Source organism: Streptomyces sp. NPDC058231 (assembly GCF_042882275.1).
GTDB lineage: Bacteria > Actinomycetota > Actinomycetes > Streptomycetales > Streptomycetaceae > Streptomyces.
In genome coordinates this window covers 118,065-141,015 of the sequence record NZ_JBHVWN010000006.1, presented here as the reverse complement: position 1 = coordinate 141,015, position 22,951 = coordinate 118,065, and the positions used below count along the sequence as shown (strand labels likewise).

Below are 22,951 nucleotides of genomic sequence, written 5' to 3'. Positions count from 1 at the left end.
TGCTCAGGCCTCCCTCAGCTTCGGGTTGAAGACCTCGTCGAGGCCGACGTTGGCGATGTAGAGCGAGCCGACGATCGCGGTGATCCCGGCCCCGGGCGGAACGAACCACCACCACATGCCGAGTTGGAGCGCGCTCCACTGCTGGGCGCTCTGCAGCATCAGCCCGAGCGAGACGCCCTCGGTCGGGCCGAGCCCGATGAAGTCCAGTGAGGAGGCGATGAGGATGGAGCCGCCGAAGAGCAGGATGAACGTCATGAAGAGGTACGAGCTCATGTTGGGCGCGATCTCACGGAAGACGATCCGCCAGGTGGAGCACCCGCTGAGCCGGGCCAGGTCGACGAACTCCCTGGTGCGCAGCGAGAAGGTCTGCGCGCGGATGGCGCGCGCCGCCCAGGGCCAGGAGGTGAGTCCGATGAACAGCCCCTGTACGGGCACGGACCGCACCCCGACATAGGCGTTGACGATCAGTAGTACGGCGAGGGCGGGGAGCACCAGCACCACGTTGGTGAGCATGTTGAGGATCTCGTCGACGGCGCCGCCGCGGTATCCGGCGAGGAAGCCGACGAGCATGGCGACGACGGCGGCGATGGCCCCGCCGACGACACCGACCAGGAAGGTGGCGCGCAGTCCGTGCACGAACTGTGCGTACACGTCCTGCCCGAAGGTGGTGGTGCCCATCCAGTACGTACCGTCCGGCGGCGCGGACTGGGGGCCGACGTACTCGTTGGGGTCGGCGTTGTGCAGCAGCGGCGGGCCGATGACGCCCACGACCAGGAGCAGCGCGACGAGCGTGAAGCCGATGATCAGTTTGGGGTTGCGCAGGGCGTAGTGGAGCGTCTCGCGGGTGGGCCGGGAGGGGGGCGCCGCGACGGTGTCGGTGGCCGGTTCGGGCACGGTGCTCACGACTGGCCTCCTGCCATGCCGGTACGGGTACGGGGGTCGACGAGGACGTACACGACGTCGATGAGGAAGTTGGCGATCAGCACCCCGATGACGATGAACAGGAACGCGCCCTGGAGCAGGAAGAAGTCCTGGTTCTGGATCGCGGCCAGGATCAGTGAGCCGAGCCCGGGATAGGCGAAGACGATCTCGGTGACGAGGGCTCCCGCCACCAGCACGCCCAGTTGCAGTGCGAGACCGGTGATCTGGGGCAGCACGGCGTTGCGGAAGGCGTAGCGGCGGATGAGGCGGTGCGGTGCGCCGAGCGCCGACAGATAGGACGAGTAGTCGGACTCCAGCTCGTAAATGATCATGTTGCGCATGCCGATGGCCCAGCCGCCGAGCGCGACCAGGAAGAGGGAGAGGAACGGCAGCACCCAGTGGTGCAGCAGGTCCACCGCGAACCCGATGCTGAAGCTGGGCTGGATGTCCAGGCTGTAGCCGCCCGAGAGCGGGAACCAGCCGGCCTTGGAGCCCAGCGCCCAGGCGAGGATGACGGCGATCCACATGTACGGCATCGCGGTCAGCAGGTATCCGGCCGGGAGCACGGTGTTGTCGAGGACCTTGCGGCGGGCGGCGAGCGCACCGGCCCAGTTGCCGACGAACCAGCTGAGCAGGATGGCCGGGATCATCAGCCCCAGCGTGTACGGGAGCGCGTCGAGCAGCACGTCGGCGACGGGTTTGGGGAAGACCCAGATGGAGAGCCCGAAGTCGCCCCGCAGGAGGGCGCCCCAGAAGTGGAGGTACTGCTGCCAGACGGGTTCGTCGAAGCCGAACAGGTTGTTGTAGTACGCGCGCATCGCCTCGACGGCCTCGGGTTGCGAGACACGGGCGCGGGCCACCATGGCGGCCACCGGATCGCCCGGCATGAAGCGCGGGATCATCCAGTTGACGGTGACGGCGACGACGAAGGTCAGTGCGTAGACCAGGAGTTTTCTGGCGAAGTAACGGCGCAAAGGGGCTCCCCGGGGAGAGCCCCGCCGTGGCGCGTCGAGAGAGCCCGCCTTCAACCCCGGACCGGATCAGGCCCGGTCCGGGGTCGGAGACGGACGTCGGGAGCGCGCGCACGGCGGGGCGGTCATGGAATCAGAACGGCCCTGTCACTTGGCGGGCTTGAGCTGCGTGAGCGCTTCAAAGCCGCCCATCTCCAGCCAGTTGCGCCACAGCGCGGGCGCGTACTTGGGCGCGCCCGGGGCGTCCGACGGCCAGTTCGTCCAGGTCCCGGTGGTGGACTGCGACCAGAGGCCGTTGTACCAGAGCGGGATGACCGGCATCTCCTTGAGCTGGATGTCCTGGATCTTGGAGATGACCTGCTTCATGCCCTCGGTGTCGTCGGTCTTCACCCCGCCGAGCTGCTGGACCAGCTTCCAGGCCTCCTTGTTCTCGTACCGCCCGAAGTTGACCGTGTTCTGCTGCTTCTGGACCGGCAGCTGGAACATGTACTCGTAGTACGTCCACGGGGTGTTGGACAGCTGGCGGTCATTGTTGATGACGAGGTCGAAATCACCCTTGCCACGCTGCTCGTTGAGGGCGTTCTGGTCGGGGAACTCGGTGGTGATCCGGATGCCCGCCGCCTTGCCCGAGGCCGCGATGACCTTCGCCGCCTCCATCCAGTCGGTCCAGCCGGTCGGCACGGCCAGCTTGAGGCTGATCTTCGAGCCGTCCTTGTTCTCCACGAATCCGTCGCCGTCGGTGTCCCGGTATCCGGCGCCGGCGAGGATCTGCTTCGCCTTGCCCGTGTCGAAGGAGAAGCCCTCCCTCGACACCAGGTCCTGGTCGACGAACTTGTTCCACTGCGGCAGCAGCCCGGTCGGGTCGGCCGGCTTCACCAGCTCCCCGTACACCCCCTTGACGATCTTCCCGACGTCGACGGACTCGGCGAGCGCCTTGCGGAAGGCCGCGTCGTCCATCGGCTTCTTCTTGGTGTTGGGCACCAGCCAGGCGGTGTTGGCGGAGAGCATGTAGGGCGGCTTGTCGTAGTACGAGACGACCTTCTTGCTCTTGACCAGCGAGGAGGCGCCCGGCAGGAAGTTGTTGCTCAGGTCCAGCTGGCCCTGGCCCAGCTGGCCGATGACCACTTCGTTGCTGGGGTTGGAGACGTCGACGATGTAGCGGGGCGCCGGCTTCATGGAGAGTGCCTTGACGCCCCACCAGTCGTCCCGCCGCTGCCACACGACCCGGTCCTGGGTGTGGCTCTTGAGGGTGTACGCGCCGGTCCCGACCGGCTTGTCGTTGACGCCGTCGAGGACCTCCTTGTCGGAGCGCTTGCTCCAGATGTGCTCAGGAACGATCGGGCGGCCGTACAGATTGAAGTCCCACTCCTGGTAGCGGGCCTGCTTGAAGGTGAAGCGGACGGTCGTGGCGTCCACCGCCTCCGCCTTGTCGAGCCACTCCCACAGGGTGTGGAAGGACGACGCCTCGATCTTGCCGATCCCGTAGGAGTACGCGACGTCCTCGGCGGTCAGCGGCTTGCCGTCGGACCAGGTGATGCCCGGACGGAGCTTCACCTCATAGGTCTTGGCCCCGGTCCAGCCGCCGGACTCGGCCAGCCATGGCGTCAGCTTGCCCGCGTTGGGGTCGAAGTGGAACAGCGTCTCGTAGACCAGCCCCTTGGTGCCGGTCGCGTGGTCCCAGTCGTGCAGGGGGTTGTAGTTGGCCGGCGGCCCCCACTGGGTGCCGGTCGTGTAGAGCGTCTCGTTGCGCGGAAGCGCACCGCCCGAACCTCCGCCCGAGCCGCCGGAGCCGCCCGCCGAGGAGCCGCCCCCCGTGCACGCGGTCGCGGCGAGTCCGATCACGGCGAGCGTGGTCGCGATTCGTCCCCGGAATCCCGTACCCATCGTCTCTCCCTCTCCCCGCCGTCCCTGCCGAGCGGAGTTACTGAACCGGGTAAGTGCCGTGAAGCTATGGCCGCTCCCAGGCGGTGTCAAGAGTGAGGGAGCGCTCCCATTCCCTTATTTGCAGGACGAGTTGACAAATGATCACGCCCGGTAGAGAAACCGCAGGCGACAGCGTCGGCGCTTAGGATGACCGAAAGACACGAACCGGTTAAGCGAGGTCGCATGAACAGACACCGCCCCACGATCGCGGACATCGCCCGCCGCGCCGGAGTCTCCAAGGTCGCGGTGTCGTACGCGCTGAACGACCGGCCGGGCGTCTCGCCCGCCACCCGCGCCTCGATCAAGGCCATCGCCCAGGAGATCGGCTGGCGGCCCAACAGCGCCGCCCGCGCCCTCACCCGCGCCCGCGCCGACGCCGTCGGCCTCGCCCTGTGCCGGCCCGCCCGGCTGCTCGGCATGGAGCCGTTCTTCATGGAACTGATCAGCGGCATCGAGAGCGAACTCTCCCCGCGCGGCTGCGCCCTGCTGCTCCAGGTCGTCACCGATCCGGCACAGGAGCTGGAGGCCTACCGCCGCTGGTGGGGCGAGGGCCGGGTGGACGGGGTCTTCCTCGCCGATCTGCGCGCCTCGGACCCGCGGGTCGAGGGCGTCGCCGAACTCGGCCTGCCCGCGGTGGTGATCGGCCACCCGTCGGCGGCCGGCCCGCTCACCCCCGTATGGTCCGACGACTACACGGCGGTGCGGGACACCCTCACGTACCTGACCGCGCTGGGCCACCGGTCCGTCGCCCGGGTCGCGGGGCTCCCCGACCTGATCCACACGCAGCTGCGCGACCGCGCCCAGGCCGAGATCTGCGCCGAGCTGGGCCTGGGCGAACCGGTGATCGTCCACACCGACTACTCCGGCGACGGCGGTGCACATGCCACGCGCCGGCTGATCAGCTCCGCCGCACGCCCCACCGCCGTCCTCTACGACAACGACATCATGGCCGTGGCCGGTCTCTCGGTCGCCCAGGAGATGGGGCTCGACGTACCGGGCGACCTCTCCCTGGTCGCGTGGGACGACTCCCAGCTCTCCCGGGTGGTCCGGCCGCCGCTGACCGCGCTGAGCCGGGACATCCCGGCGTACGGGAGCCATGCGGCGCGCACCCTGCTGACGCTGGTCACGGAGGGCACGGCGTCCGGGTACGAGGATTCCGCGGCCCGCCTCGTCCCACGCGGCTCCACGGCCCCGCCGCGCTGACCCCCGCAGGACCCGGGATGGCCCCTGGGGTGTACGGCCTCGGGGTCGGTGTCATACCCGAGGAGGACGAATCGCCCCCGCGGTGCGACTCAAGTGGCCCCCCGGAACGGGCACCGGGACTGACGCCCGGCGGCGGATCGGCGATGACGATGGAGAGGTCAGCCTCCGGGCTCCCCGAACGCCGTCCTGAACAGGAGTGTCCCCCGTGACCGTCACCTCCACCGCTCACCGCGCCACCGCGGTGGCTGCCCGCGCCACGGATCTTTCCAAGGTCTACGGACAGGGCGAGACCCAGGTGAAGGCCCTGGACCGGGTCACCGTCGACTTCCCGCAGGGCGAGTTCACCGCGATCATGGGCCCGTCCGGCTCCGGCAAGTCCACCCTGATGCACTGCGTGGCCGGCCTGGACAGCTTCAGCAGCGGTTCGGTGCGGATCGGCGAGACGGAGCTGGGGTCCCTCAAGGACAAGCAGCTCACCCAGCTCCGCCGGGACAAGATCGGTTTCATCTTCCAGGCGTTCAACCTGCTGCCCACCCTGACCGCGGCGGAGAACATCACGCTGCCGATGGACATCGCGGGACGCAGGCCCGACGCCGAGTGGCTGCGCCGGGTGATCGAGATGGTGGGGCTGTCCGACCGGCTGAAGCACCGGCCCACCGAGCTCTCCGGCGGCCAGCAGCAGCGCGTCGCGGTCGCCCGCGCCCTGGCCTCCCGGCCGGAGATCATCTTCGGTGACGAGCCGACCGGGAACCTGGACTCCCGCTCCGGCGCCGAGGTGCTGGGCTTCCTGCGCAATTCGGTGCGTGAGATGGGACAGACCGTGGTGATGGTGACCCACGACCCGGTGGCCGCCTCCTACGCGGACCGGGTGGTCTTCCTCGCGGACGGGGCGATCGTCGACCAGATGATGCACCCCACCGCGGACGCGGTCCTCGACCGGATGAAGGCGTTCGACTCCAAGGGCCGTACCAGCTGAGCACGGACCGCCCTCGCGCCCTCTTCCGGACCCTCTCCCCATCCCAGGACTGACAGACATGTTCCGTACCGCCCTGCGCAACGTGCTCGCGCACAAGGCCAGGCTGCTGATGACCGTTCTCGCCGTGATGCTCGGCGTGGCCTTCGTCTCCGGCACCCTGGTCTTCACCGACACCCTCGGCAACGCCTTCCGCAACCAGTCGGCGAAGAGCTACGACGACGTCGCCGTCGCCGTCACCACCCACGCCGGCCGGCGTGACGAGGGGACGTCCGGCATCGACGCCGCCACGCTCCGGAAGATCCAGGGGCTGGACGGGGTGGACACCGCCACCGGCCGGGTCTCCGGCTTCGCCGGGGTCGCCGACCCCGGCGGCAAGCTGATCGGCAACGGCTGGTCCAACACCGGCGGCAACTTCTTCCCCGGCAAGGACGGCAAGGACGCCTCCTACACCTTCGTCGACGGCAGCGGGCCGACCGACAAGGACCGGATCGCGCTCGACGAGCAGACCGCGGAGAAGGGCGGGTACCGGGTGGGCGACCGGGTGCGGGTCGCCACGAACGGGCCGGTGAAGGAGTACACCCTCTCCGGTGTCTTCACCACCGAGGACGGTGCAGTCAACGCCGGCGGCAGTCTGGTCCTCTTCGACACCCCGGTCGCCCAGCAGCTCTACCTCAAGCCCGGCCGGTTCCAGGACGTCACCGTCACCGCCGCGGCCGGCGCCTCCGACCGGAAGCTGCTGGACGCGGTGGAGCCGCTGCTGCCGAAGGGCGCCACCGCCAGGACCGGCAAGGCCCTCGCCGACGACCAGGCCGAGCAGATCGAGAGCGGCCTGAGCAACCTCAACACGATGCTGCTCGCCTTCGCCGCCATCGCCCTGTTCGTCGGCGTCTTCCTGATCGCCAACACGTTCACCATGCTGGTCGCCCAGCGGACCAAGGAGCTCGCGCTGCTGCGTGCCGTCGGCGCCTCCCGCCGCCAGGTCAAGCGCTCGGTCCTCCTCGAAGCGGGCGTGGTCGGCGCGATCGCCTCGGTCACCGGCTTCCTGCTCGGGCTCGGCCTCGCGGCCGGGCTGCGCTCCGCGATGAGCCTGATCGGCGGCAGGATCCCGGCCGGACCGCTGGTGGTCTCCCCCACCGCGGTCGGCGCGGCGTTCGGCGTCGGCGTCCTGATCACCGTGGTGGCCGCGTGGCTGCCCGCCCGCCGGGCCGCGAAGATCCCGCCGGTGGCCGCGATGAGCAGCGTCCACGCGGTGGCCACCACCAAGTCGTTGGTCGTACGGAACTCGATCGGCGGGGTGCTCACCCTGCTCGGAGCGGCCGGGATCGTCGCCGGAGCGGCGGCCGGCAAGGACGGCCGGACGATGATCGGGGCCGGTGCCTTCGTCGCGCTGATCGGTGTCATCGTGCTGATCCCGCTGCTGTCGCGGCCGGTGATCGCGCTGGTGCGGCCGCTGCTGATGAAACTGTTCGGGGTCTCGGGCAAGCTGGCCGCGCAGAACGCGGTCCGTAATCCGCGGCGTACCGGAGCGACAGCCTCCGCGCTGGCCATCGGTCTCACCCTGGTCACCGGCATCTCGGTGCTCGGGGTCACGCTCGGCCAGGCCGTCGACCGGATGACGACGGACAACGTCAAGGCCGACTACATGATCTCGATGGCGAGCGGCGACTCGCTCGACGGGTCGGCGCTCACCGCCCTGGAGAAGGCCGACGGCGTCACCGCCGTCTCGCCCCAGCAGGCCGCCTTCCTCAAGGTCGGGGGCAAGTTCCACTCGGCCTCCGGCGTCACTCCGGGCGACGTGCAGCAGGTCTTCTCCCTGAAGACGGTCTCCGGTTCCCTGGACTCGCTCGGCCACGGCCGGATCGCCGTCGCCGACAAGACCGCGAAGTCGAACGGATGGAAGACCGGCGACACCCTCCCGGTGACGTACGAGGACGACCGGAAGGGCACTGTGAAGGTCGGCGCGGTCTACCGGGAGAACCAGTTCCTCTCGCCGGTCCTGATGCCGAGGACTCTCGTGGACGCCCACCAGAGCCGCGCGGACATCCGCGAGATCTGGCTGAAGACGGACGGCGGCGCGTCGAAGGCCCACGAGAAGGCCCTGGTCGACGCCCTGGGCGACAACCCTGCGATGTCCGTCATGGACCGGCAGGACATCCGGGACACGTTCGGCGGCTTCATCGGCACGGCGCTGAACATCATGTACGGGCTGCTGGCGATGGCCCTGATCATCGCGGTGCTCGGGGTCGTCAACACCCTGGCGATGTCGGTCTTCGAGCGTCAGCAGGAGATCGGCATGCTGCGGGCGATCGGCCTGGACCGGCGCAAGGTGAAGCGCATGATCCGGCTGGAGGCCGTGGTCATCTCGCTCTTCGGCGCGGTCGTCGGGGTCGCGCTCGGCACGTTCCTCGGCTGGGCGATCGGCCGGACGCTGGCCTCCGCCATCCCGGGCTACGCCCTGGTGATCCCGTGGGACCGGATCGCGGTCTTCCTGGCGCTGGCGGCGCTGGTGGGCGTGCTGGCCTCGCTCTGGCCGGCCCGCAGCGCCGCGCGGCTGAACATGCTGACGGCGATCAAGACCGAGTAGCGGGGCGGTTCCCCGCCAGGAGGGCCGGTACCCGCGGACGACGCCGCGGGTACCGGCCCTCCTCCCTTTTCCGCCGCGCGGCTCAGTCGGTCGCGGACGCCTTCCACACGCGGGCGCGCAGCGGCATCCGGGAGGAGCCGCCGCCCACCGGACGCACCGCGAGGATCTGGTTGACCCCGATCTTGTTGTGCTCGAAGGAGAGAGCCGAGGCGGCCATGTAGAGGCGCCAGACCCTGGCCCGGCCGGGCGAGGTCAGCGCGACCGCCCGGTCCCAGTGCTTCTCCAGATTGGCGACCCAGTGGCGCAGGGTCAGGGCGTAGTGCTCCCGGATCGACTCGACGTCGCGCGCCTCGAAGCCGGCTTCCTCGAGTGTGGCGACGGTCCGCCCCAGCGGCGCGAGTTCGCCGTCCGGGAAGACGTAGGCGTCGATGAAATCGTCCACGTGGTATGCGGACTCGTCACGTTCGGGACGGCGGGCGATCTGGTGGTTGAGCAGCCGGCCGCCCGGCTTGAGGAGTGCGAAGAGGTCGTCGGCGTATTCGCGGTAACGGACCGAGCCGACGTGTTCGGCCATCCCGATCGACGAGATGGCGTCGTACGGGCCGTCCCTGACGTCCCGGTAGTCCTGGACCCGGATCTCGATCCGGTCCGTCAGTCCTTCCTCGGCGATGCGCTTGCGGGCGTACGCCGCCTGTTCGGTGGAGAGCGTCACTCCGGTGACCTGGGCGCCGTACTCGCGGGCCGCGTGGATGGCCATGGAGCCCCAGCCGCAGCCGACGTCGAGGAGGCGGTCGCCTTCCTTCAGCGCGAGCTTGCGGCTGACCAGGTCGAGCTTGTCGCGCTGGGCGTCCTCCAGGCTGCCGCCGTCCTCCCAGTAGGCGCAGGAGTAGACCATGGACGGGCCGAGGACCAGTTCGTAGAAGTCATTGCCGACGTCGTAGTGGTGGCTGATGGCCTCCTTGTCGCGGCGCTTGGTGTGCAGGGTGCCGGTGCGGCGGCGGACCTCCTCGGGGGGCGGGGGCGGGGGCGGCCAGGGTCCTGCCAGTTGCAGCAGGCTCCGGGCGGCGGCCCGCACCTTCGGGTCCCGGATCGGGTGGACGGTGTCCTTCGCGTCCGCGCCGCGCTCCCAGAGCAGTCCGGCCATCAGGTTCAGCGTCTCGTACAGATCGCCGTCGATCTCGAGTTCCCCGGCCACCCAGGCGCGGGCCAGCCCGAGTTCGCCCGGCTTCCAGAGCAGTCGGCGCAGGGCGCGGCGGTTCCGGATGACGAGAACGGGGGCACCTGGCGGCCCGGATTCACTGCCGTCCCAGGCCCGGATCCGGACCGGCAGGGGTTCTCCCAGCAACTCCTCGGCGAGAGCGGTCAGCCGCAATGCGGCGTCTGCCATGGCGTACACCTCCGTGATGGTGTGTCCCAACGTGCCCAAACATGCCCAAACATGCCTCGAACCACGCCATGCACCCGTGGTGCCACGACGAGGTACACCCCCATCAACACTCTCCGGCGCCAACGCCATCCCGCAGTGGCGCAACGGAACGGCAAAATACCTGCACACCACACGCATTTGACCGGGTGGCGGTCGAGCCGCCGGACACGCCGAAGGGGCCGCCCGCACCACGGATGGCGGACGGCCCCTTCGGGCGTGTACGGAGAGGATCCGGCGGACCGGAGCCCGGACTAGGAAGCCTTGGCCTTCTCGCCCTCGGCCTTGGCGGCGGCCGGAGCCGGGGCCGGCTTGGCGGCCTCGTAGAACTCCTCGCGCGGCGTCTCCATGGCGCCGAGCGAGACGACCTCGCGCTTGAGGAACATGGCAAGGGTCCAGTCGGCGAAGATCCGGATCTTGCGGTTCCAGGTCGGCATCGCCAGACCGTGGTAGCCACGGTGCATGTACCAGGCGAGACGGCCCTTGAGCTTGATCTTCACCTTGCCCATGACGATCATCGCGACGCCCTTGTGCAGGCCGAGACCGGCGACCGCACCCTTGTTGGCGTGGCTGTAGTCCTTCTGCGGGAAGCCGCGCATCCCGGAGATGACGTTGTCACCGAGGACCCTCGCCTGACGCAGCGCGTGCTGGGCGTTCGGCGGGCACCAGGCGTTCGGGTTGCCGGCCTTGCGGCCGACCATGTCCGGAACCTGGGCGTTGTCGCCCGCGGCCCAGATGTAGTCCGTGCCCTGCACCTGGAGCTTCTCGGAGGTGTCCACGTGACCGCGCGGACCGAGCGGCAGGCCGAAGCGGGCCAGCGCCGGGTTCGGCTTCACGCCGGCCGTCCACACGATGGTGTTGGAGTCGACCTCGAGGCCGTTCTTCAGGACGACGTGACCGTCGACGCAGGAGTCCATGGAGGTCGAGAGGAAGACCTCGACGCCACGGGACTCCAGGTGCTCCCGGCCCCAGGTGCCCAGCTTCGGGCCGACCTCGGGAAGGATCTTGTCGGCGGCGTCGACGAGGATGAAGCGCATGTCCTCGCGCTTCACGTTCGTGTAGTACTTCGCCGCGTCGCGGGCCATGTCCTCGACCTCGCCGATGGTCTCCGCGCCGGCGAAGCCGCCGCCCACGAAGACGAACGTCAACGCCCTGCGGCGGACGTCCTCGTCGGTCGTCGAGTCAGCCTTGTCCAGCTGCTCGAGGACGTGGTTGCGCAGGCCGATGGCCTCCTCGATGCCCTTCATACCGATGCCCTGTTCGGCCAGGCCGGGGATCGGGAAGGTGCGCGAGACGGCGCCCATCGCGATGATCAGGTAGTCGAAGGGCAGCTCGTAGGCCTCGCCGACGAGCGGCGCGACCGTGGCGACCTTGCGGTCCTGATCGATGGTGGTGACCCGACCGGTCAGAACCTCCGCCTTCGGCAGCACGCGTCGCAACGGGACGACGACATGCCGCGGGGAGATGCTGCCGGCGGCGGCTTCGGGGAGGAAGGGCTGGTACGTCATGTACGAGCGCGGGTCGACGACCGTGACGGTCGCCTCTCCGTAGCGCATCTTCTTCAGAATGCGTCGAGCTGCGTACAGGCCTACGTACCCACCGCCTACTACGAGGATCCTGGGACGCTCCGTGGTGCTCATGCCATCGAGTATCCACCCCCCTCGGGGGGCACGCTCGTGAGCCCCTTCACAAGGTATCCCCCACCCTCTGCTACACTCCGCCGCCCACGTGACCGAGGTCATGACGCCGCAGGGGAACCGCGGCGCACCGGCGAACGTTGTTCACCGCTTGTGAGCTGGCCCTTGAGCCCTGCCGGCGGGTGAACCACCCCTCCATCGCACACGCCCGCAACACATCCGAAACCTGTCGGCGCGGGTGCCGGGCGGAGCCACGGGCGGCCGCGAGGGCCCGTACGGAGCAGAAGTGCGCGTCGGTGGACCGAATTCCTTGTGAAGAAGTTCACGAACTTGGTCGCAGCCGGTCTCGTGGAAGGGTCCCGAAGGGGGCCGGAAAGGCTCAAAGGTGCAGGCGGGAGTGCGCATGAGCACCCGCCGTGCGCCGCTCGCCGCACCCCGTGAACGGGCCCCCGACGGCCCCCCGCACCACCGGCTCCCGGGCCCTTGGCCGTCCATGGACCGGGAGCCGCCGCCCCTTCCGTGCCGGCCGGGGCACGGGACTGCGGCCACGGCGCCCGCCGCACTGCAGGGCTGCCCGGACACACCCGGCACGAGGGCGCCCCGCCGCCCCGCCCGGCACCGCGTGGGACGCGACGCCCCCGATCCCGCCGGGACGTACGGACCGCCCCTCAGGCGATCGACCAGCCGATCCCGTCGAGGATGTCGTGCTCACTGACGACGACCTCGCGTGCCCCGGTCCGCTCCATCACGGCCAGCAGGACCAGAGCCCCGGCGGTGATCACATCGACCCGCCCCGGGTGCATCGCCGGAATCGCGGCCCGCTCGGCGTGGGTCGAGGCGAGGAGTCGTCCGGTGATCTCCTGGACCTGGTCGAAGGAGATGCGGGAGTGGTGGATCGCCTCGGAGTCGTACTCCGCCAGCCCCAGCGCGATCGCGGCCACCGTGGTGACGGTGCCTGCGAGGCCCACGAGCGTGGCCGCGTCGCCGAGCGGGACGGTCTCCTCGGCCAGGTCGAGGGCGGCCTCGATGTCCGCGCGGATCGCCGTGATCCGGTCCGGCGTGGGCGGATCGGTGACGACACCGTCGTGCACGAGATGGCGCTCGGTCATCCGTACGCAGCCGATGTCCACGGACCGCGCGGCCAGCACGTGGTCGTCGCCGACGACGAACTCGGTGGATCCGCCGCCGATGTCCACCACCAGGTAGGGCTTCGCGAGGTGGTCGCTGCCCTCCAGCTCCTTGGTGGCACCGGTGAAGGAGAACTCCGCCTCCTGGTCACCGGTGATCACCTCCGGCTCGACGCCGAGGATGTCCAGCACACCGCGGACGAACTCGTCCCGGTTCTCCGCGTCGCGGGAGGCGGACGTGGCGACGAACCGGATCTTCTCGGCGCCGTGCTCCTTGACGACCTCCGCGTACTGGCGGCAGGCGGCGAAGGTCCGCTCCAGCGCCTCCGGGGCGAGCCGTCCGGTGCGGTCGACCCCCTGCCCGAGCCGGACGATCTCCATCCGCCGGTCGAGCTCGACGAGTTCACCGGTGGCGGGATCCGCGTCGGCGACGAGCAGTCGGATGGAGTTGGTTCCGCAGTCGATGGCGGCAACGCGAGTCATGAGCTCTCCTGTCGTGGTGCCCGGGGCGAGGCCCCGCAATCAAGCCCCTCCGTCCACCGGGGAGCAGGGTTCCGGGGCGGCGCCCCGGGAGGGATCAGCCCCCGGACGGTTCCGCGCCGGGGTCGCACGGTGTCACGCACGCCCCCTTGCGCCACCACTCCGGCAGCATGGCGATCGCCTCGTCGCCCAGCGGATTGACCCCCGGACCCGCCGCCAGCGAGTGCCCGACCAGCACGTGCAGGCACTTCACCCGGTCCGGCATGCCGCCCGCGCTCGGGAAGCCCTCCAGGACCTCGATGGCGTCGCGGCGGGCGATGTAGTCCTCGTGCGCGTTGCGGTAGGCCGCCGCGAGCTCCGGGTCCGTGCCCAGACGCTCCGTCATCTCCTTCATGACGCCGTTCGCCTCCAGCGTGCCGATCGCGGAGGCTGCGCGCGGGCACGTCAGGTAGTACGTCGTCGGGAACGGCGTGCCGTCCTCCAGCCGCGGGGACGTCTCGACCACGTCCGGGTTGCCGCACGGGCAGCGGTGGGCGATCGCGCGCAGCCCGCGCGGCGGGCGGCCGAGCTGCTGCTGGAACGCGGCGATGTCCGCCTCGGTGGGCGCGGTGGACTCGGTCTGGGGAGGGGGCGTTTCCATGCCTGCCTTGGATCTACTCGGATATGTGGATACGGCTCCGCAAGGTCCTGCGGAGATGGGGAAAGGAAGAGGTCAACCTCGGTCGGCGCTGTCCACGCCGTCCCACAGGTTCGCGTGCCACGGCCGGCCGCCCGCCCGCGGCCCCCCGCTGCGTTCCTTCGCCGCGTCGGGGTCGATCACCGTGTACCCGGTCTCACCGGGAAGCACGTAGTGCAGGTGTTCCCGGGCCAGCCGCCTGATGTACGCGTCGTCCTGGAGGCGTGCCTTCTCGTCACGCAGCTCCTCGGTGCGCGCCTCGGCGTCCTGCGCCAGCCGCCGCTGGTCGGCGATCTCGTCGCGCTGCGACACGTACTGCCGCATCGGGTACGCGAGCGCCACCACCAGCGAGCAGACGACCAGGGCGAGGAAGGCGGCCCGGCCGGTGAGCCGGGAGCGGCGGGCCTGACGGCGGTTCTGGGAGCGGTAGACGCGGGCGGCGGTCTGCTCGCCGAGCAGCCGCAGCCGGGTCGCGGTGGAGAACCGGTCCCGGTCCTTCACGGCCATGTCTCCCGCCTCCCCATTACGCACGTCCGTCCCCGCACACGGTACGGGACCGAGTGCGGGGACGGACGGAGGCCGGAGCCTTTGAACCGTGACGGGCCTGCGATCAGCCCTTGCGGTTCCGGATCAGTTCGCGGAGCGGAACCGCGGGAACGCGGAGCGGCCCGCGTACACCGCCGCGTCGTCGAGGATCTCCTCGATGCGCAGCAGCTGGTTGTACTTGGCGACGCGGTCCGAACGGGCCGGGGCACCGGTCTTGATCTGGCCGCAGTTCACCGCGACGGCCAGGTCGGCGATGGTGACGTCCTCGGTCTCGCCGGAGCGGTGGGACATCATGCACTTGAAGCCGTTGCGCTGGGCCAGCTCGACGGCGTCGAGGGTCTCGGTCAGCGAACCGATCTGGTTGACCTTGACGAGCAGGGCGTTGGCGGAGCCCTCCTCGATGCCACGGGCCAGGCGCTCGGGGTTGGTGACGAAGAGGTCGTCGCCGACGATCTGCACCTTGGCGCCGAGCTTGTCGGTGATGACCTTCCAGCCGGCCCAGTCGTCCTCGTACAGCGGGTCCTCGATGGAGACCAGCGGGTACGCGGAGACGAGCTCCTCGTAGTACTCGGTCATCTCGGCGGCCGAGCGGGACTTGCCCTCGAACTCGTACTTGCCGTCCTTGTAGAACTCGGACGCGGCGACGTCGAGCGCGAGCGCGATGTCCTTGCCCGGGACGTAGCCGGCTTCCTTGATGGCCTCGACGATGAGGTCCAGGGCGGCGCGGTTCGACTCCAGGTTCGGCGCGAAGCCGCCCTCGTCGCCGAGACCGGTCGACAGGCCCTTGGTCTTCAGGACCTTCTTCAGCGTGTGGTAGACCTCCGCGCCCCAGCGCAGGGCCTCGGAGAAGGACTCCGCGCCGATCGGGGCGATCATGAACTCCTGGATGTCCACGTTGGAGTCGGCGTGCGACCCACCGTTGAGGATGTTCATCATCGGGACGGGCAGCAGGTGCGCGTTCGGGCCACCGAGGTAGCGGAACAGCGGCAGGTCCGATGCCTCGGAGGCGGCGTGCGCGACGGCCAGCGAGACGCCGAGGATGGCGTTGGCGCCGAGCGAGCCCTTGTTCTCGGTGGCGTCCAGGTCGAACATGGCCTGGTCGATCAGCCGCTGCTCGGTCGCGTCGTAACCGACGAGCTCCGGGCCGATCTGCTCGATCACGGCGAGGACGGCCTTCTCGACGCCCTTGCCCTGGTAGCGGTTGGGGTCACCGTCGCGAAGCTCAATGGCCTCGAACGCACCGGTGGAGGCGCCGGACGGGACGGCAGCACGGCCCGTGCTGCCGTCGTCGAGGCCAACCTCGACCTCGACCGTGGGGTTTCCGCGGGAGTCGAGGATTTCCCGGGCTACGACGACGTCGATGGACGGCACGAGGCATCTCCTTCTGGGATATGACGCTGGTTGTGCAGGGTCACTTTGGCCTTGCGACAAGAGCCTAACCGGCTGGGCCGCCCGGGCCCGCCGCCCGCCCGCCTCCTGGGACGAAAAAGGACCCAAGGGCACCCATAGCGGGGCAGAGTTCCAGAAATCTACTGACTGGTAACTACAAGCATTGAACGGTGAACACGTAAACCCCGACCCGGCGCGTACGGGGGAATCCGCGCCGGGTCGGGGTGCTCGGGGAGGAGAGCACCGCGGGCGCACGCCGTCGCGGAACGCCCGTACCGCTACGTCCTACTTCGTCAGGTGGAGCTGCTGACCCGGGAAGATCAGGTCGGCGTCCTTGACGATGTCCTTGTTCAGCTTGAACAGCTGCTTCCAGCCGCCCTTCACGCCGTGCTGCGCGGCGATCCGGCTGAGCGAGTCGCCGGACTTCACCTTGTACTCGCCGTCACCCTTGGCGACCTTCTCGCCGGTCGGCGTGGTGACGGTCTTCTTGGCCTCCGCCTCGGGGGCGGTGCCGCGGTCCGAGCGGGAGGCGGCGGGGGCCTCGGCGTGCTCGGCAGGCTTCGACTCCTGCGCCGGGGCGCTCTGCTGCGCGGTGGAGCCGGTGTCGACGCCCGGGTCGACACCGTCGTCGGTCAGGCCGCCGGCACCGGCGCAGGACCAGGCACCCGGACCCTGCATGTCGAGGAGCTTCTCGGCGGTGGCGATCTGCTGCGCCTTGGTGGCGAGGTCGGCCCGCGCCGCGTACTGCGTACCACCGGCGGCGGCCCAGCTGGACTGCGAGAACTGCAGACCGCCGTAGTAGCCGTTGCCGGTGTTGATGGACCAGTTGCCACCGGACTCGCACTGGGCGACGGCGTCCCACGTGGCGACGGAGGCGGCGGATGCGCCGGTCGCGCCCATCAGCGGAACGGCGATGGCGGCACCGGCGACGCCGGCGAGCGTGGCGACACGGACGGCCTTGGACGGGCGGCGGTGCTTGGCCTTGCTGTTGAGCAGCATGAAAGGTCTCCTCACCGACGCCTACGAGGTGAGCTGTCGGGTTCGGGCCAAGTGAGTTGCCCGGTCGCGCGTCCTAGCGCGCGACTTCACCCCAAGCCGGCCCTGACGGTCTTCCGACCATCGGACCCGGCGGCTTACCTGGGTCCCCCGCTCCTGCCTACGGCGCTTTACGCGTCTGTTCCCTTCGACCGACGGCAGGATTCGGCGTGACGATCGACGGGGCCCGCGGTGCGAGCGGTTCCGACCGTAAACATACGCAACCCTCACATTCAAAGATGGACATAACGGACAATCAGCCCTTACGCGCATCTGATCGAATGTCGTTTTCGCAGGTGGGGGGCGATGCGGACAGACCCGGCAGACGCGACACGCCAGTTGACGCAAAGAGACCCATGTCTCACTTACGCATAAGTGGACATAGGTCCCCTAACTACCCCGGTTTTTGGGGTGTTTTTAGCAGTTGATCAGACTGCTCTCACTTCGCATTCAGATCGAGGTCAAGGCTCTGGCCAGGGAGGATGAGGTCCGGATCGTCGCCGACAGCACCCTTGTTCGCCTCGTAGAGCGCGGGCCATCCACCGGGCACCTTCTGTGCGTCAGCAATCGCCCAGAGGTTGTCGCCGGGCCGGACGGTGTACTCGCCGTCGACCACAGCGCCGGAGTCGCGCGCCTCACTGCCCCCACGGGAGGCGTGCCGACCCGACTCGCGCTCGCCGGACCCGTCCGCTCCCCGGCCCGCCTCGGAGGCCGGTGCGCCGCGGTGCTTACCGCCCACCTCGCCGCCGGAGGAACCGGAGGAGCCGGAGGAATCGGAAGAGCCGGAGCCGGACGAGCCGGAAGACTGCGCCGAATCGGATGAGTCGGACGAAGCGGACTTACTGGACGGGGTCGCGGTGGCCGAGCCGGCCTTCTTCTTGGCCGACGCCTTCTGCGAGGACGTACCGGACTCCTCGGCGGACGGCGACGACGCGTCCGCGCTCTCCGTCGGGTCCGCCGACGGCGTGATGCCCGGGTCGACGCCCGGCAGCGACCCGTCCTCGGTCAGCCCGGAGATCACCGCACAACTGGGCCAGGCCTTCGGCCCCTTGTCGTCCAGCACCTTCTCGGCGATCGCTATCTGCTGCGAGCGGCTCGCGAGGTCCGCGCGCGGTGCGTACGACTCGCCGCCGTACGACGTCCAGGTGTCCTGCGAGAACTGGAGGCCACCGTAGAAACCGTTGCCGAGGTCGGCACTCCACATGCCGCCGCTCTCGCACTCGGCGACCCGGTCCCAGGTCGTGGCGTCGGCTGCATGCGCACCGGCCGCGCCGAGCAGCGGGATGGCGATGGCCGAACCGGTCACGCCTGCGGCGACGACGATGGCGGGTGCCTGACGAGGGCGACGGTGTCTGCCGTTCGCGGAGCCCATGGGGTTGCCTTCCGTGTGACTGACAAGTGACTGGTGAGTCGAACGGTGAACCTAGCGGGACTCGAACGCGTGTCACAAGTCGATGCAGCACAGATCACGTGAAAGTCACAGAGTTGACAGTGCGTCACCTGCATCGGAACGGGGTCCGTCCCCGAACTCCACGGGGAGCGTGCGCAGTCCGCGCATGATGAGCCCGCCACGCCATCGCAAATCGGATGGTTCCACCGCAAGTCGCAGGTCCGGAAGGCGCCTCAGCAGCGTGGCCAGCGCGGCCTGTCCCTCCAGTCGGGCGAGCGGTGCTCCCAGGCAGTAGTGGATGCCGTGCCCGTATCCGAGGTGCTGATTGTCACGCCGTGCGAGATCGAGCGTGTCGGGGTCCGTGAACCGTTCCGGGTCCCGGTCTGCGGCGGCGAGCACCACCAGCACGGGGTCGCCCGCCGCGATCCGCTGCCCGCCGAGCGTCAGCGCCTCGGTGGCGAACCGCCACGTCGCCAGCTCCACCGGTCCGTCGTACCGCAGCAGTTCCTCGATGCCGGTCTCCAGCAGCCCCGTCTCCCCCGCGGCCAGCGAGTGCTGGAGCCGCTCCCGTTGCACGGGGTTGCGCAGCAGGGCGTAGACGCCGTTGCCGATGAGGTTGACGGTCGTCTCGAAACCGGCGAAGAGGAGGATGAAGGCCATCGCCGCGGCCTCGTTCTCGGTGAGGTGCTCTCCATGGTCGCTGGCCCGGATCAGCCCCGAGATCAGGTCGTCCCCCGGGTTCTCCCGCTTACGGTGGATGAGCTCGGCGAGATAGCCGCGCATCTTCTTCACCGAGCGGGCCACCCCGCCGCGCGGGCCGCCGCCGTGGCGGATCATCATGCCCGCCCAGTCCCGGAAGTCGTCCTGGTCCTCGGGCGGGACGCCCAGCAGATCGCAGATCGCGTAGATGGGCAGCGGGAACGCGAAGTCGTGGATGAGGTCCGCGGACCCCTGCTCGGCGAAGTTGTCGATGAGACGGTCGGTGAGCTCCTGCACCCGCGGGGCGAACTCCGCGATCCGGCGCGGGGTGAACGCCTTCGAGACCAGGCGGCGCAGCCGGGTGTGGTCGGGCGGGTCGATGTTCAGCAGATGCGTCATCAGCTCCGCCTTCCGCTCACCCGGGATACCGGTCTTCCCCTTGGCGTGCGCCGGCTCGGCGTGGTGGGCCGGGTTCTTGGAGAGCCGGGTGTCGGCGAGCGCCTGCCGGGCGTCCTCGTACCGCGTCACGAGCCACGCCTCGACCCCACTGGGCAGCGCGGTTCGGTGCACGGGGCTGTGCTCGCGCAGCCAGGCGTAGGCCGGGTACGGGTCGGTGGCGAACTCCCAGGTGAAGAGTGCGGGCGGGGTCACATCGGGTACGGCAGAGCTCTGATCGGACACACCAGGACGTTATCCAACACCCGGCGCCGCTCCGACCCGGCTGTCAGCGGGTGCGCTCCGCCGCCAGGATCGCGTCCCGGTAGACGCGGCCCGCCGCCCTCAGCGCGGCCTCGGGGTCGGCGCCGTCCTGTTCCGCGCGTACGGCGAGGGCGAGGAGCTCGTAACCGATGCCGTCGCCCTTCGGGAGCGGCACGTCGAGTCCGGCGGCGCGGACCCGGCTCGCCAGCTTCGTCGCGAGCGCCAGACCGGGCTGGCCCAGCGGCACTCCGTCGGTGACCGAGTCGCGCTGCTTCTCGATGGCCTTGGTGCGCAGCCAGTGCGCGTGGACGTCCTCCGGGGTCTCGGCGGTCTCGTCGCCGAAGATGTGCGGGTGGCGGTGGATCAGCTTCTCGACGAGGGTGGCGGCGACGTCGTCGACGGAGAACGGCTCGGCCCCGTCCTCCGGGCGGCCCTCCTCCGCGATCCGGGCGTGGAGGACGACCTGGAGGAGTACGTCCCCGAGTTCCTCACGCAGCTCGTCGCGGTCGCCGTCCTCGATCGCCTCGACGAGTTCGTACGCCTCCTCGATGGCGTACTTGGCGAGCCCCTCGTGGGTCTGCCGGGAGGTCCACGGGCACTCGGCCCTGATCCGGTCCATGACCTGGACGAGATCGAGGAGACGGGCGCCGGGCAGATCGTACGAACCGGGCAGCAGCTCCAGGTCCGGCATCTGTACCCGGCCCGAACCGGCCAGCCGGGCCAGCCCGTCCGTCAGCGGCTGACTGCCCTCGCCGCCGGTGAGGATCACGACGGTCCGGCCGCCGGCGCAGGCCTCGACGAGTTGCTGCGCGGTGGGCGCGGACTGCTCGGCGGTGACCCCCGCCTCGCGCAGATACGGCAGCTGAGGATGGTCGGGCTCGGCGCACAGCACCCGGTCGGCGGCGCGCAGCGCCTCCCAGGCGGGCCAGGACAGCAGTCCGGGAGCGACCCGGTGGCTGGCGGTGAGCAGGACGATACGACCGGGGTCTTCAGCGTTCACCCCACCAACTTACCCAGGAGGGGTGCTGATGTTCCTGGCGAGTCCGGCCAGGAGCGTCAGCGCCCCTCCCGGGGGGCTGTCCGTGCTGCGTGGAGGACGATCGGGTCCTCAGGCCCCGGCGTCCACCTCCTGGGCGGCCTTGGGGGCCCGGGCGATCCAGGGGGCCTTGTAGTCGGCGAGCTGGGTCTGCTTGTTGTCCCAGGTGCCGAAGCGCGGGTTGACGTCGATGTGCAGCGACTTCGACGCCGAGCTGAGCGCCTCGCTGACGATCTTCTGCCCGGCAGGCTGTTGCAGGTCGGCGCCGAGGGCCTGGGCCAGCTTCGACAGCTGGACCTGTTCGCGCAGCACGGCATCGATCTGTCCGGGAGCGACCCAGTTCTGCTGAAGCATCACCGTCCGCAGTTGCGCCTCGCCCCCGGACTGGGCGGCCGCGGACTGCCGCATCTGCTGGATCTCGCCGCGACTGACCGTCACGCCCGCGTCCGCGGTGGCCTTGTCCAGGATCCGGTCGAAGATCAGCCCGTGCAGCTTGGCCCGGCTGAGCTGCCCGGACTTGCTGATCAGCTGGACCGAATCCTTGGAGTCGCGCTGCGCGGTGCGTACGGCAGCTGCCTGCGCCTGCACGGTGGACACCTCGATCCGGTCCCCGCCGACCACGGCTGCGGCACCGGGGTGGGCCTGGTTGCCGCAGGCGGAGAGGAGCGGCGCCGCGACGAGCGTTGCGGCGGAGATGAGGAGCGCGGTGCGACGGCGGCGGTGCAAAGGAGCCTCCCGGGGAGAGATTGTGCGGCGGTGCACAAGACCTTGCGGTGATCGATGTTAGGCAGTGGGCGTGATCCGGGCCACTGGTTCGACCAACGATTCGCCAGGAGTTGGGGATGTGGGCCGGTTCAACGGTTCCCGGCGGCTGTTTCCGGCCGCAGCATGATCGCGCGGGAGACCACGAAGGTGACCGGGACGGCCGCCAGCGCCGCGACCGGCGGTGCGTAGCGGCTGCTGAACCCGGCGCCGTCGACCAGCAGCCAGACGCCGGCTGTCGTGAGGAGGAAGTTGGCGGCGTTGGTGAGCGGGAAGAGCAGGAACTTCCGCCAGGTGGGGCGGGTCCGGTAGGTGAAGTACGAGTTCAGCAGGAACGAGCCCGTCATGCTCGCCGCGAACGCGATCACGTGCGCGGCCAGGTACGGCAGCACGGGCAGCAGGGCCAGGTAGCAGCCGAAGTACGTGAGGGTGTTCACGACGCCGACGAGGGCGAAGCGGGTCATCTGGGCCGTGACCGTCATCGGCGTACGAACTCCCGCGGCCGCTGCTGATTCGGCACGCCGGTGTTGGACGCCTTCACCAGGAAGTGCGGGCGACGCTTCACCTCGTAATAGATACGGCCCACATATTCACCGACCACCCCCACCATCACCATCTGGACTCCGGCGAGGGCCGTGACCACGACGATCAGCGTGACATAGCCGGGCGTGTCCACCCCTTTCACGAGGGCGACCCCGACGATCCAGGCGGCATAGACGAATGCCACGGACATCAGCGTCATCCCCAGGTACAGGGCGGTGCGCAGCGGCTTGTTGTTGAAGGAGAGCAGCCCGTCGAGTCCGTAGTTGAGAAGTTTCCCGAGCGTCCAGGCCGAACTGCCCTGCTCACGGGCCGCATTCTCGTAGCCGAAGGTCGTCGTGCGGAATCCGACCCAGGCGAACAGGCCCTTGGAGAAACGGTTGTACTCGGTGAGTTCGAGAACGGCGTCGACGGTGCGCCGGGACAGCAGCCGGAAGTCGCCGACGCCGTCGACCAGTTCCACGTCCACCAGCCGGTTGATGAGCCGGTAGTAGGCGCGGGCGCCGAGGGTGCGGGTGACGCGGTCGCCCTTGCGGGTGCGGCGGGCGATCACCTGGTCGTAGCCGTCGGCGTGCTCGTCCACCATGCGGCCGATGAGCTCGGGCGGGTGCTGGAGGTCGGCGTCCATGATGACGACGGCGTCCCCGTCCGCGTGCTGGAGGCCCGCGAGCATGGCGGCCTCCTTGCCGAAGTTGCGGCTGAAGGAGAGGTACCGGGTCCGCGGGTCGGCGGCGGCCAGCTCCTCAAGGACCGGAAGCGTACGGTCCGCGCTGCCGTCGTCGATGTAGACGAGCTGGAATTCATGACCCAGCCGGGTCATTTCACCCGTGACGCGAGCATGGAAGCGTTCGAGGATCTCCTCCTCGTTGAAACAAGGCACCACCAACGAGATCAGCACAGAAGCATCTCACCCTGCCGACGCGACAGATACCGG

The 22,951-nt window shown here is 69.6% G+C and carries 19 protein-coding genes and 1 riboswitch; of the genes, 3 read left to right on the top strand and 16 right to left on the bottom strand.

Translation table 11 applies throughout. The annotated features are described in order from the left end of the window. Positions 1 to 3 precede the first annotated feature (3 nt). From ACFVXE_RS06555 to ACFVXE_RS06545, 3 genes are all read right to left on the bottom strand, one after another. Complete coding sequence (locus ACFVXE_RS06555; RefSeq protein WP_389669767.1) at positions 4 to 903, bottom strand: ABC transporter permease; 900 nt, start codon at positions 901 to 903, stop codon at positions 4 to 6. Next, entirely contained in the window at positions 900 to 1,895 is a 996-nt protein-coding gene (locus ACFVXE_RS06550; RefSeq protein ID WP_389669765.1) for an ABC transporter permease, read from the bottom strand. Before ACFVXE_RS06550 ends, ACFVXE_RS06555 begins: the two co-directional genes overlap by 4 nt. A gap of 144 nt (positions 1,896 to 2,039) precedes the next feature. Continuing rightward, positions 2,040 to 3,776, bottom strand: coding sequence for an ABC transporter substrate-binding protein (locus ACFVXE_RS06545; RefSeq protein ID WP_389669763.1), 1,737 nt, complete (start codon positions 3,774 to 3,776; stop codon positions 2,040 to 2,042). 222 nt (positions 3,777 to 3,998) lie between these two features. On the opposite strand from ACFVXE_RS06545, the gene ACFVXE_RS06540 reads away from it, so the two are divergent. The 3 genes from ACFVXE_RS06540 to ACFVXE_RS06530 all read left to right on the top strand — a co-directional run bounded on the left by ACFVXE_RS06540 (position 3,999) and on the right by ACFVXE_RS06530 (position 8,578). After that, a complete protein-coding gene (locus tag ACFVXE_RS06540; RefSeq protein WP_389669761.1) occupies positions 3,999 to 5,018 on the top strand; it encodes a LacI family DNA-binding transcriptional regulator in 1,020 nt (339 codons plus the stop codon). Between the two features lie 205 nt (positions 5,019 to 5,223). Continuing rightward, positions 5,224 to 5,994, top strand: a complete 771-nt coding sequence (locus ACFVXE_RS06535; RefSeq protein WP_389669759.1) for an ABC transporter ATP-binding protein — start codon at positions 5,224 to 5,226, stop codon at positions 5,992 to 5,994. Positions 5,995 to 6,052: 58 nt separating this feature from the next. Next, the gene (locus tag ACFVXE_RS06530; protein WP_389669757.1) at positions 6,053 to 8,578 is read left to right on the top strand and encodes an ABC transporter permease; all 2,526 of its coding nucleotides are present in this window, start codon (positions 6,053 to 6,055) and stop codon (positions 8,576 to 8,578) included. Positions 8,579 to 8,660: 82 nt separating this feature from the next. Here ACFVXE_RS06530 and ACFVXE_RS06525 read toward each other — a convergent pair whose 3' ends face one another. The 13 genes from ACFVXE_RS06525 to ACFVXE_RS06465 form a co-directional block, all read right to left on the bottom strand. Next, on the bottom strand, positions 8,661 to 9,965 hold the full coding sequence (locus tag ACFVXE_RS06525) for a class I SAM-dependent methyltransferase (protein WP_389669755.1): 1,305 nt from the start codon (positions 9,963 to 9,965) through the stop codon (positions 8,661 to 8,663). Between the two features lie 290 nt (positions 9,966 to 10,255). Continuing rightward, positions 10,256 to 11,641: an NAD(P)/FAD-dependent oxidoreductase gene (locus ACFVXE_RS06520; RefSeq protein WP_389669753.1), complete on the bottom strand. Its 1,386-nt coding sequence runs from the start codon at positions 11,639 to 11,641 to the stop codon at positions 10,256 to 10,258. Between the two features lie 665 nt (positions 11,642 to 12,306). Further along, a complete protein-coding gene (locus ACFVXE_RS06515) occupies positions 12,307 to 13,248 on the bottom strand; it encodes an exopolyphosphatase (protein WP_389669751.1) in 942 nt (313 codons plus the stop codon). Positions 13,249 to 13,342: 94 nt separating this feature from the next. Further along, on the bottom strand, positions 13,343 to 13,885 hold the full coding sequence (locus ACFVXE_RS06510) for a DUF501 domain-containing protein (protein ID WP_389669749.1): 543 nt from the start codon (positions 13,883 to 13,885) through the stop codon (positions 13,343 to 13,345). Between the two features lie 72 nt (positions 13,886 to 13,957). Next, positions 13,958 to 14,428 (bottom strand): septum formation initiator family protein, encoded by a 471-nt coding sequence (locus ACFVXE_RS06505; protein ID WP_389669748.1) that lies wholly within the window; start codon positions 14,426 to 14,428, stop codon positions 13,958 to 13,960. Between the two features lie 123 nt (positions 14,429 to 14,551). Continuing rightward, positions 14,552 to 15,838: a phosphopyruvate hydratase gene (gene eno / locus ACFVXE_RS06500; RefSeq protein WP_389669746.1), complete on the bottom strand. Its 1,287-nt coding sequence runs from the start codon at positions 15,836 to 15,838 to the stop codon at positions 14,552 to 14,554. 303 nt (positions 15,839 to 16,141) lie between these two features. Next, positions 16,142 to 16,855 carry a transglycosylase family protein gene (locus ACFVXE_RS06495; protein WP_389669744.1) on the bottom strand — a complete coding sequence of 238 codons (714 nt, stop codon included), beginning with the start codon at positions 16,853 to 16,855 and terminating at the stop codon, positions 16,142 to 16,144. 3 nt (positions 16,856 to 16,858) lie between these two features. After that, a riboswitch (cyclic di-AMP (ydaO/yuaA leader) is annotated at positions 16,859 to 17,030 on the bottom strand. 300 nt (positions 17,031 to 17,330) lie between these two features. Next, entirely contained in the window at positions 17,331 to 18,263 is a 933-nt protein-coding gene (locus ACFVXE_RS06490; protein WP_389669742.1) for a transglycosylase family protein, read from the bottom strand. A 105-nt stretch (positions 18,264 to 18,368) separates the two neighbouring features. Beyond that, positions 18,369 to 19,661 (bottom strand): cytochrome P450, encoded by a 1,293-nt coding sequence (locus ACFVXE_RS06485; RefSeq protein ID WP_389669741.1) that lies wholly within the window; start codon positions 19,659 to 19,661, stop codon positions 18,369 to 18,371. A gap of 43 nt (positions 19,662 to 19,704) precedes the next feature. After that, complete coding sequence (locus ACFVXE_RS06480; RefSeq protein ID WP_389669739.1) at positions 19,705 to 20,679, bottom strand: nucleoside triphosphate pyrophosphohydrolase; 975 nt, start codon at positions 20,677 to 20,679, stop codon at positions 19,705 to 19,707. Positions 20,680 to 20,787: 108 nt separating this feature from the next. Next, positions 20,788 to 21,441 carry a SurA N-terminal domain-containing protein gene (locus ACFVXE_RS06475; protein WP_389669737.1) on the bottom strand — a complete coding sequence of 218 codons (654 nt, stop codon included), beginning with the start codon at positions 21,439 to 21,441 and terminating at the stop codon, positions 20,788 to 20,790. Positions 21,442 to 21,569: 128 nt separating this feature from the next. Then, on the bottom strand, positions 21,570 to 21,959 hold the full coding sequence (locus ACFVXE_RS06470) for a GtrA family protein (RefSeq protein WP_389669735.1): 390 nt from the start codon (positions 21,957 to 21,959) through the stop codon (positions 21,570 to 21,572). Beyond that, positions 21,956 to 22,915, bottom strand: coding sequence for a glycosyltransferase family 2 protein (locus ACFVXE_RS06465; RefSeq protein WP_389669733.1), 960 nt, complete (start codon positions 22,913 to 22,915; stop codon positions 21,956 to 21,958). The genes ACFVXE_RS06470 and ACFVXE_RS06465 overlap by 4 nt, the downstream gene beginning before the upstream one ends. Between the last annotated feature and the right edge of the window lie 36 nt (positions 22,916 to 22,951).

Bases quoted from the DNA above. Each gene is read 5' to 3' on its own strand.
- ACFVXE_RS06545 (WP_389669763.1), bottom strand. From the start codon at position 3,776: ATGGGTACGGGATTCCGGGGACGAATCGCGACCACGCTCGCCGTGATC.
- ACFVXE_RS06540 (WP_389669761.1), top strand. From the start codon at position 3,999: ATGAACAGACACCGCCCCACGATCGCGGACATCGCCCGCCGCGCCGGA.
- ACFVXE_RS06530 (WP_389669757.1), top strand. From the start codon at position 6,053: ATGTTCCGTACCGCCCTGCGCAACGTGCTCGCGCACAAGGCCAGGCTG.
- ACFVXE_RS06525 (WP_389669755.1), bottom strand. From the start codon at position 9,965: ATGGCAGACGCCGCATTGCGGCTGACCGCTCTCGCCGAGGAGTTGCTG.
- ACFVXE_RS06520 (WP_389669753.1), bottom strand. From the start codon at position 11,641: ATGAGCACCACGGAGCGTCCCAGGATCCTCGTAGTAGGCGGTGGGTAC.
- ACFVXE_RS06515 (WP_389669751.1), bottom strand. From the start codon at position 13,248: ATGACTCGCGTTGCCGCCATCGACTGCGGAACCAACTCCATCCGACTG.
- ACFVXE_RS06510 (WP_389669749.1), bottom strand. From the start codon at position 13,885: ATGGAAACGCCCCCTCCCCAGACCGAGTCCACCGCGCCCACCGAGGCG.
- ACFVXE_RS06505 (WP_389669748.1), bottom strand. From the start codon at position 14,428: ATGGCCGTGAAGGACCGGGACCGGTTCTCCACCGCGACCCGGCTGCGG.
- ACFVXE_RS06495 (WP_389669744.1), bottom strand. From the start codon at position 16,855: ATGCTGCTCAACAGCAAGGCCAAGCACCGCCGCCCGTCCAAGGCCGTC.
- ACFVXE_RS06490 (WP_389669742.1), bottom strand. From the start codon at position 18,263: ATGGGCTCCGCGAACGGCAGACACCGTCGCCCTCGTCAGGCACCCGCC.
- ACFVXE_RS06470 (WP_389669735.1), bottom strand. From the start codon at position 21,959: ATGACGGTCACGGCCCAGATGACCCGCTTCGCCCTCGTCGGCGTCGTG.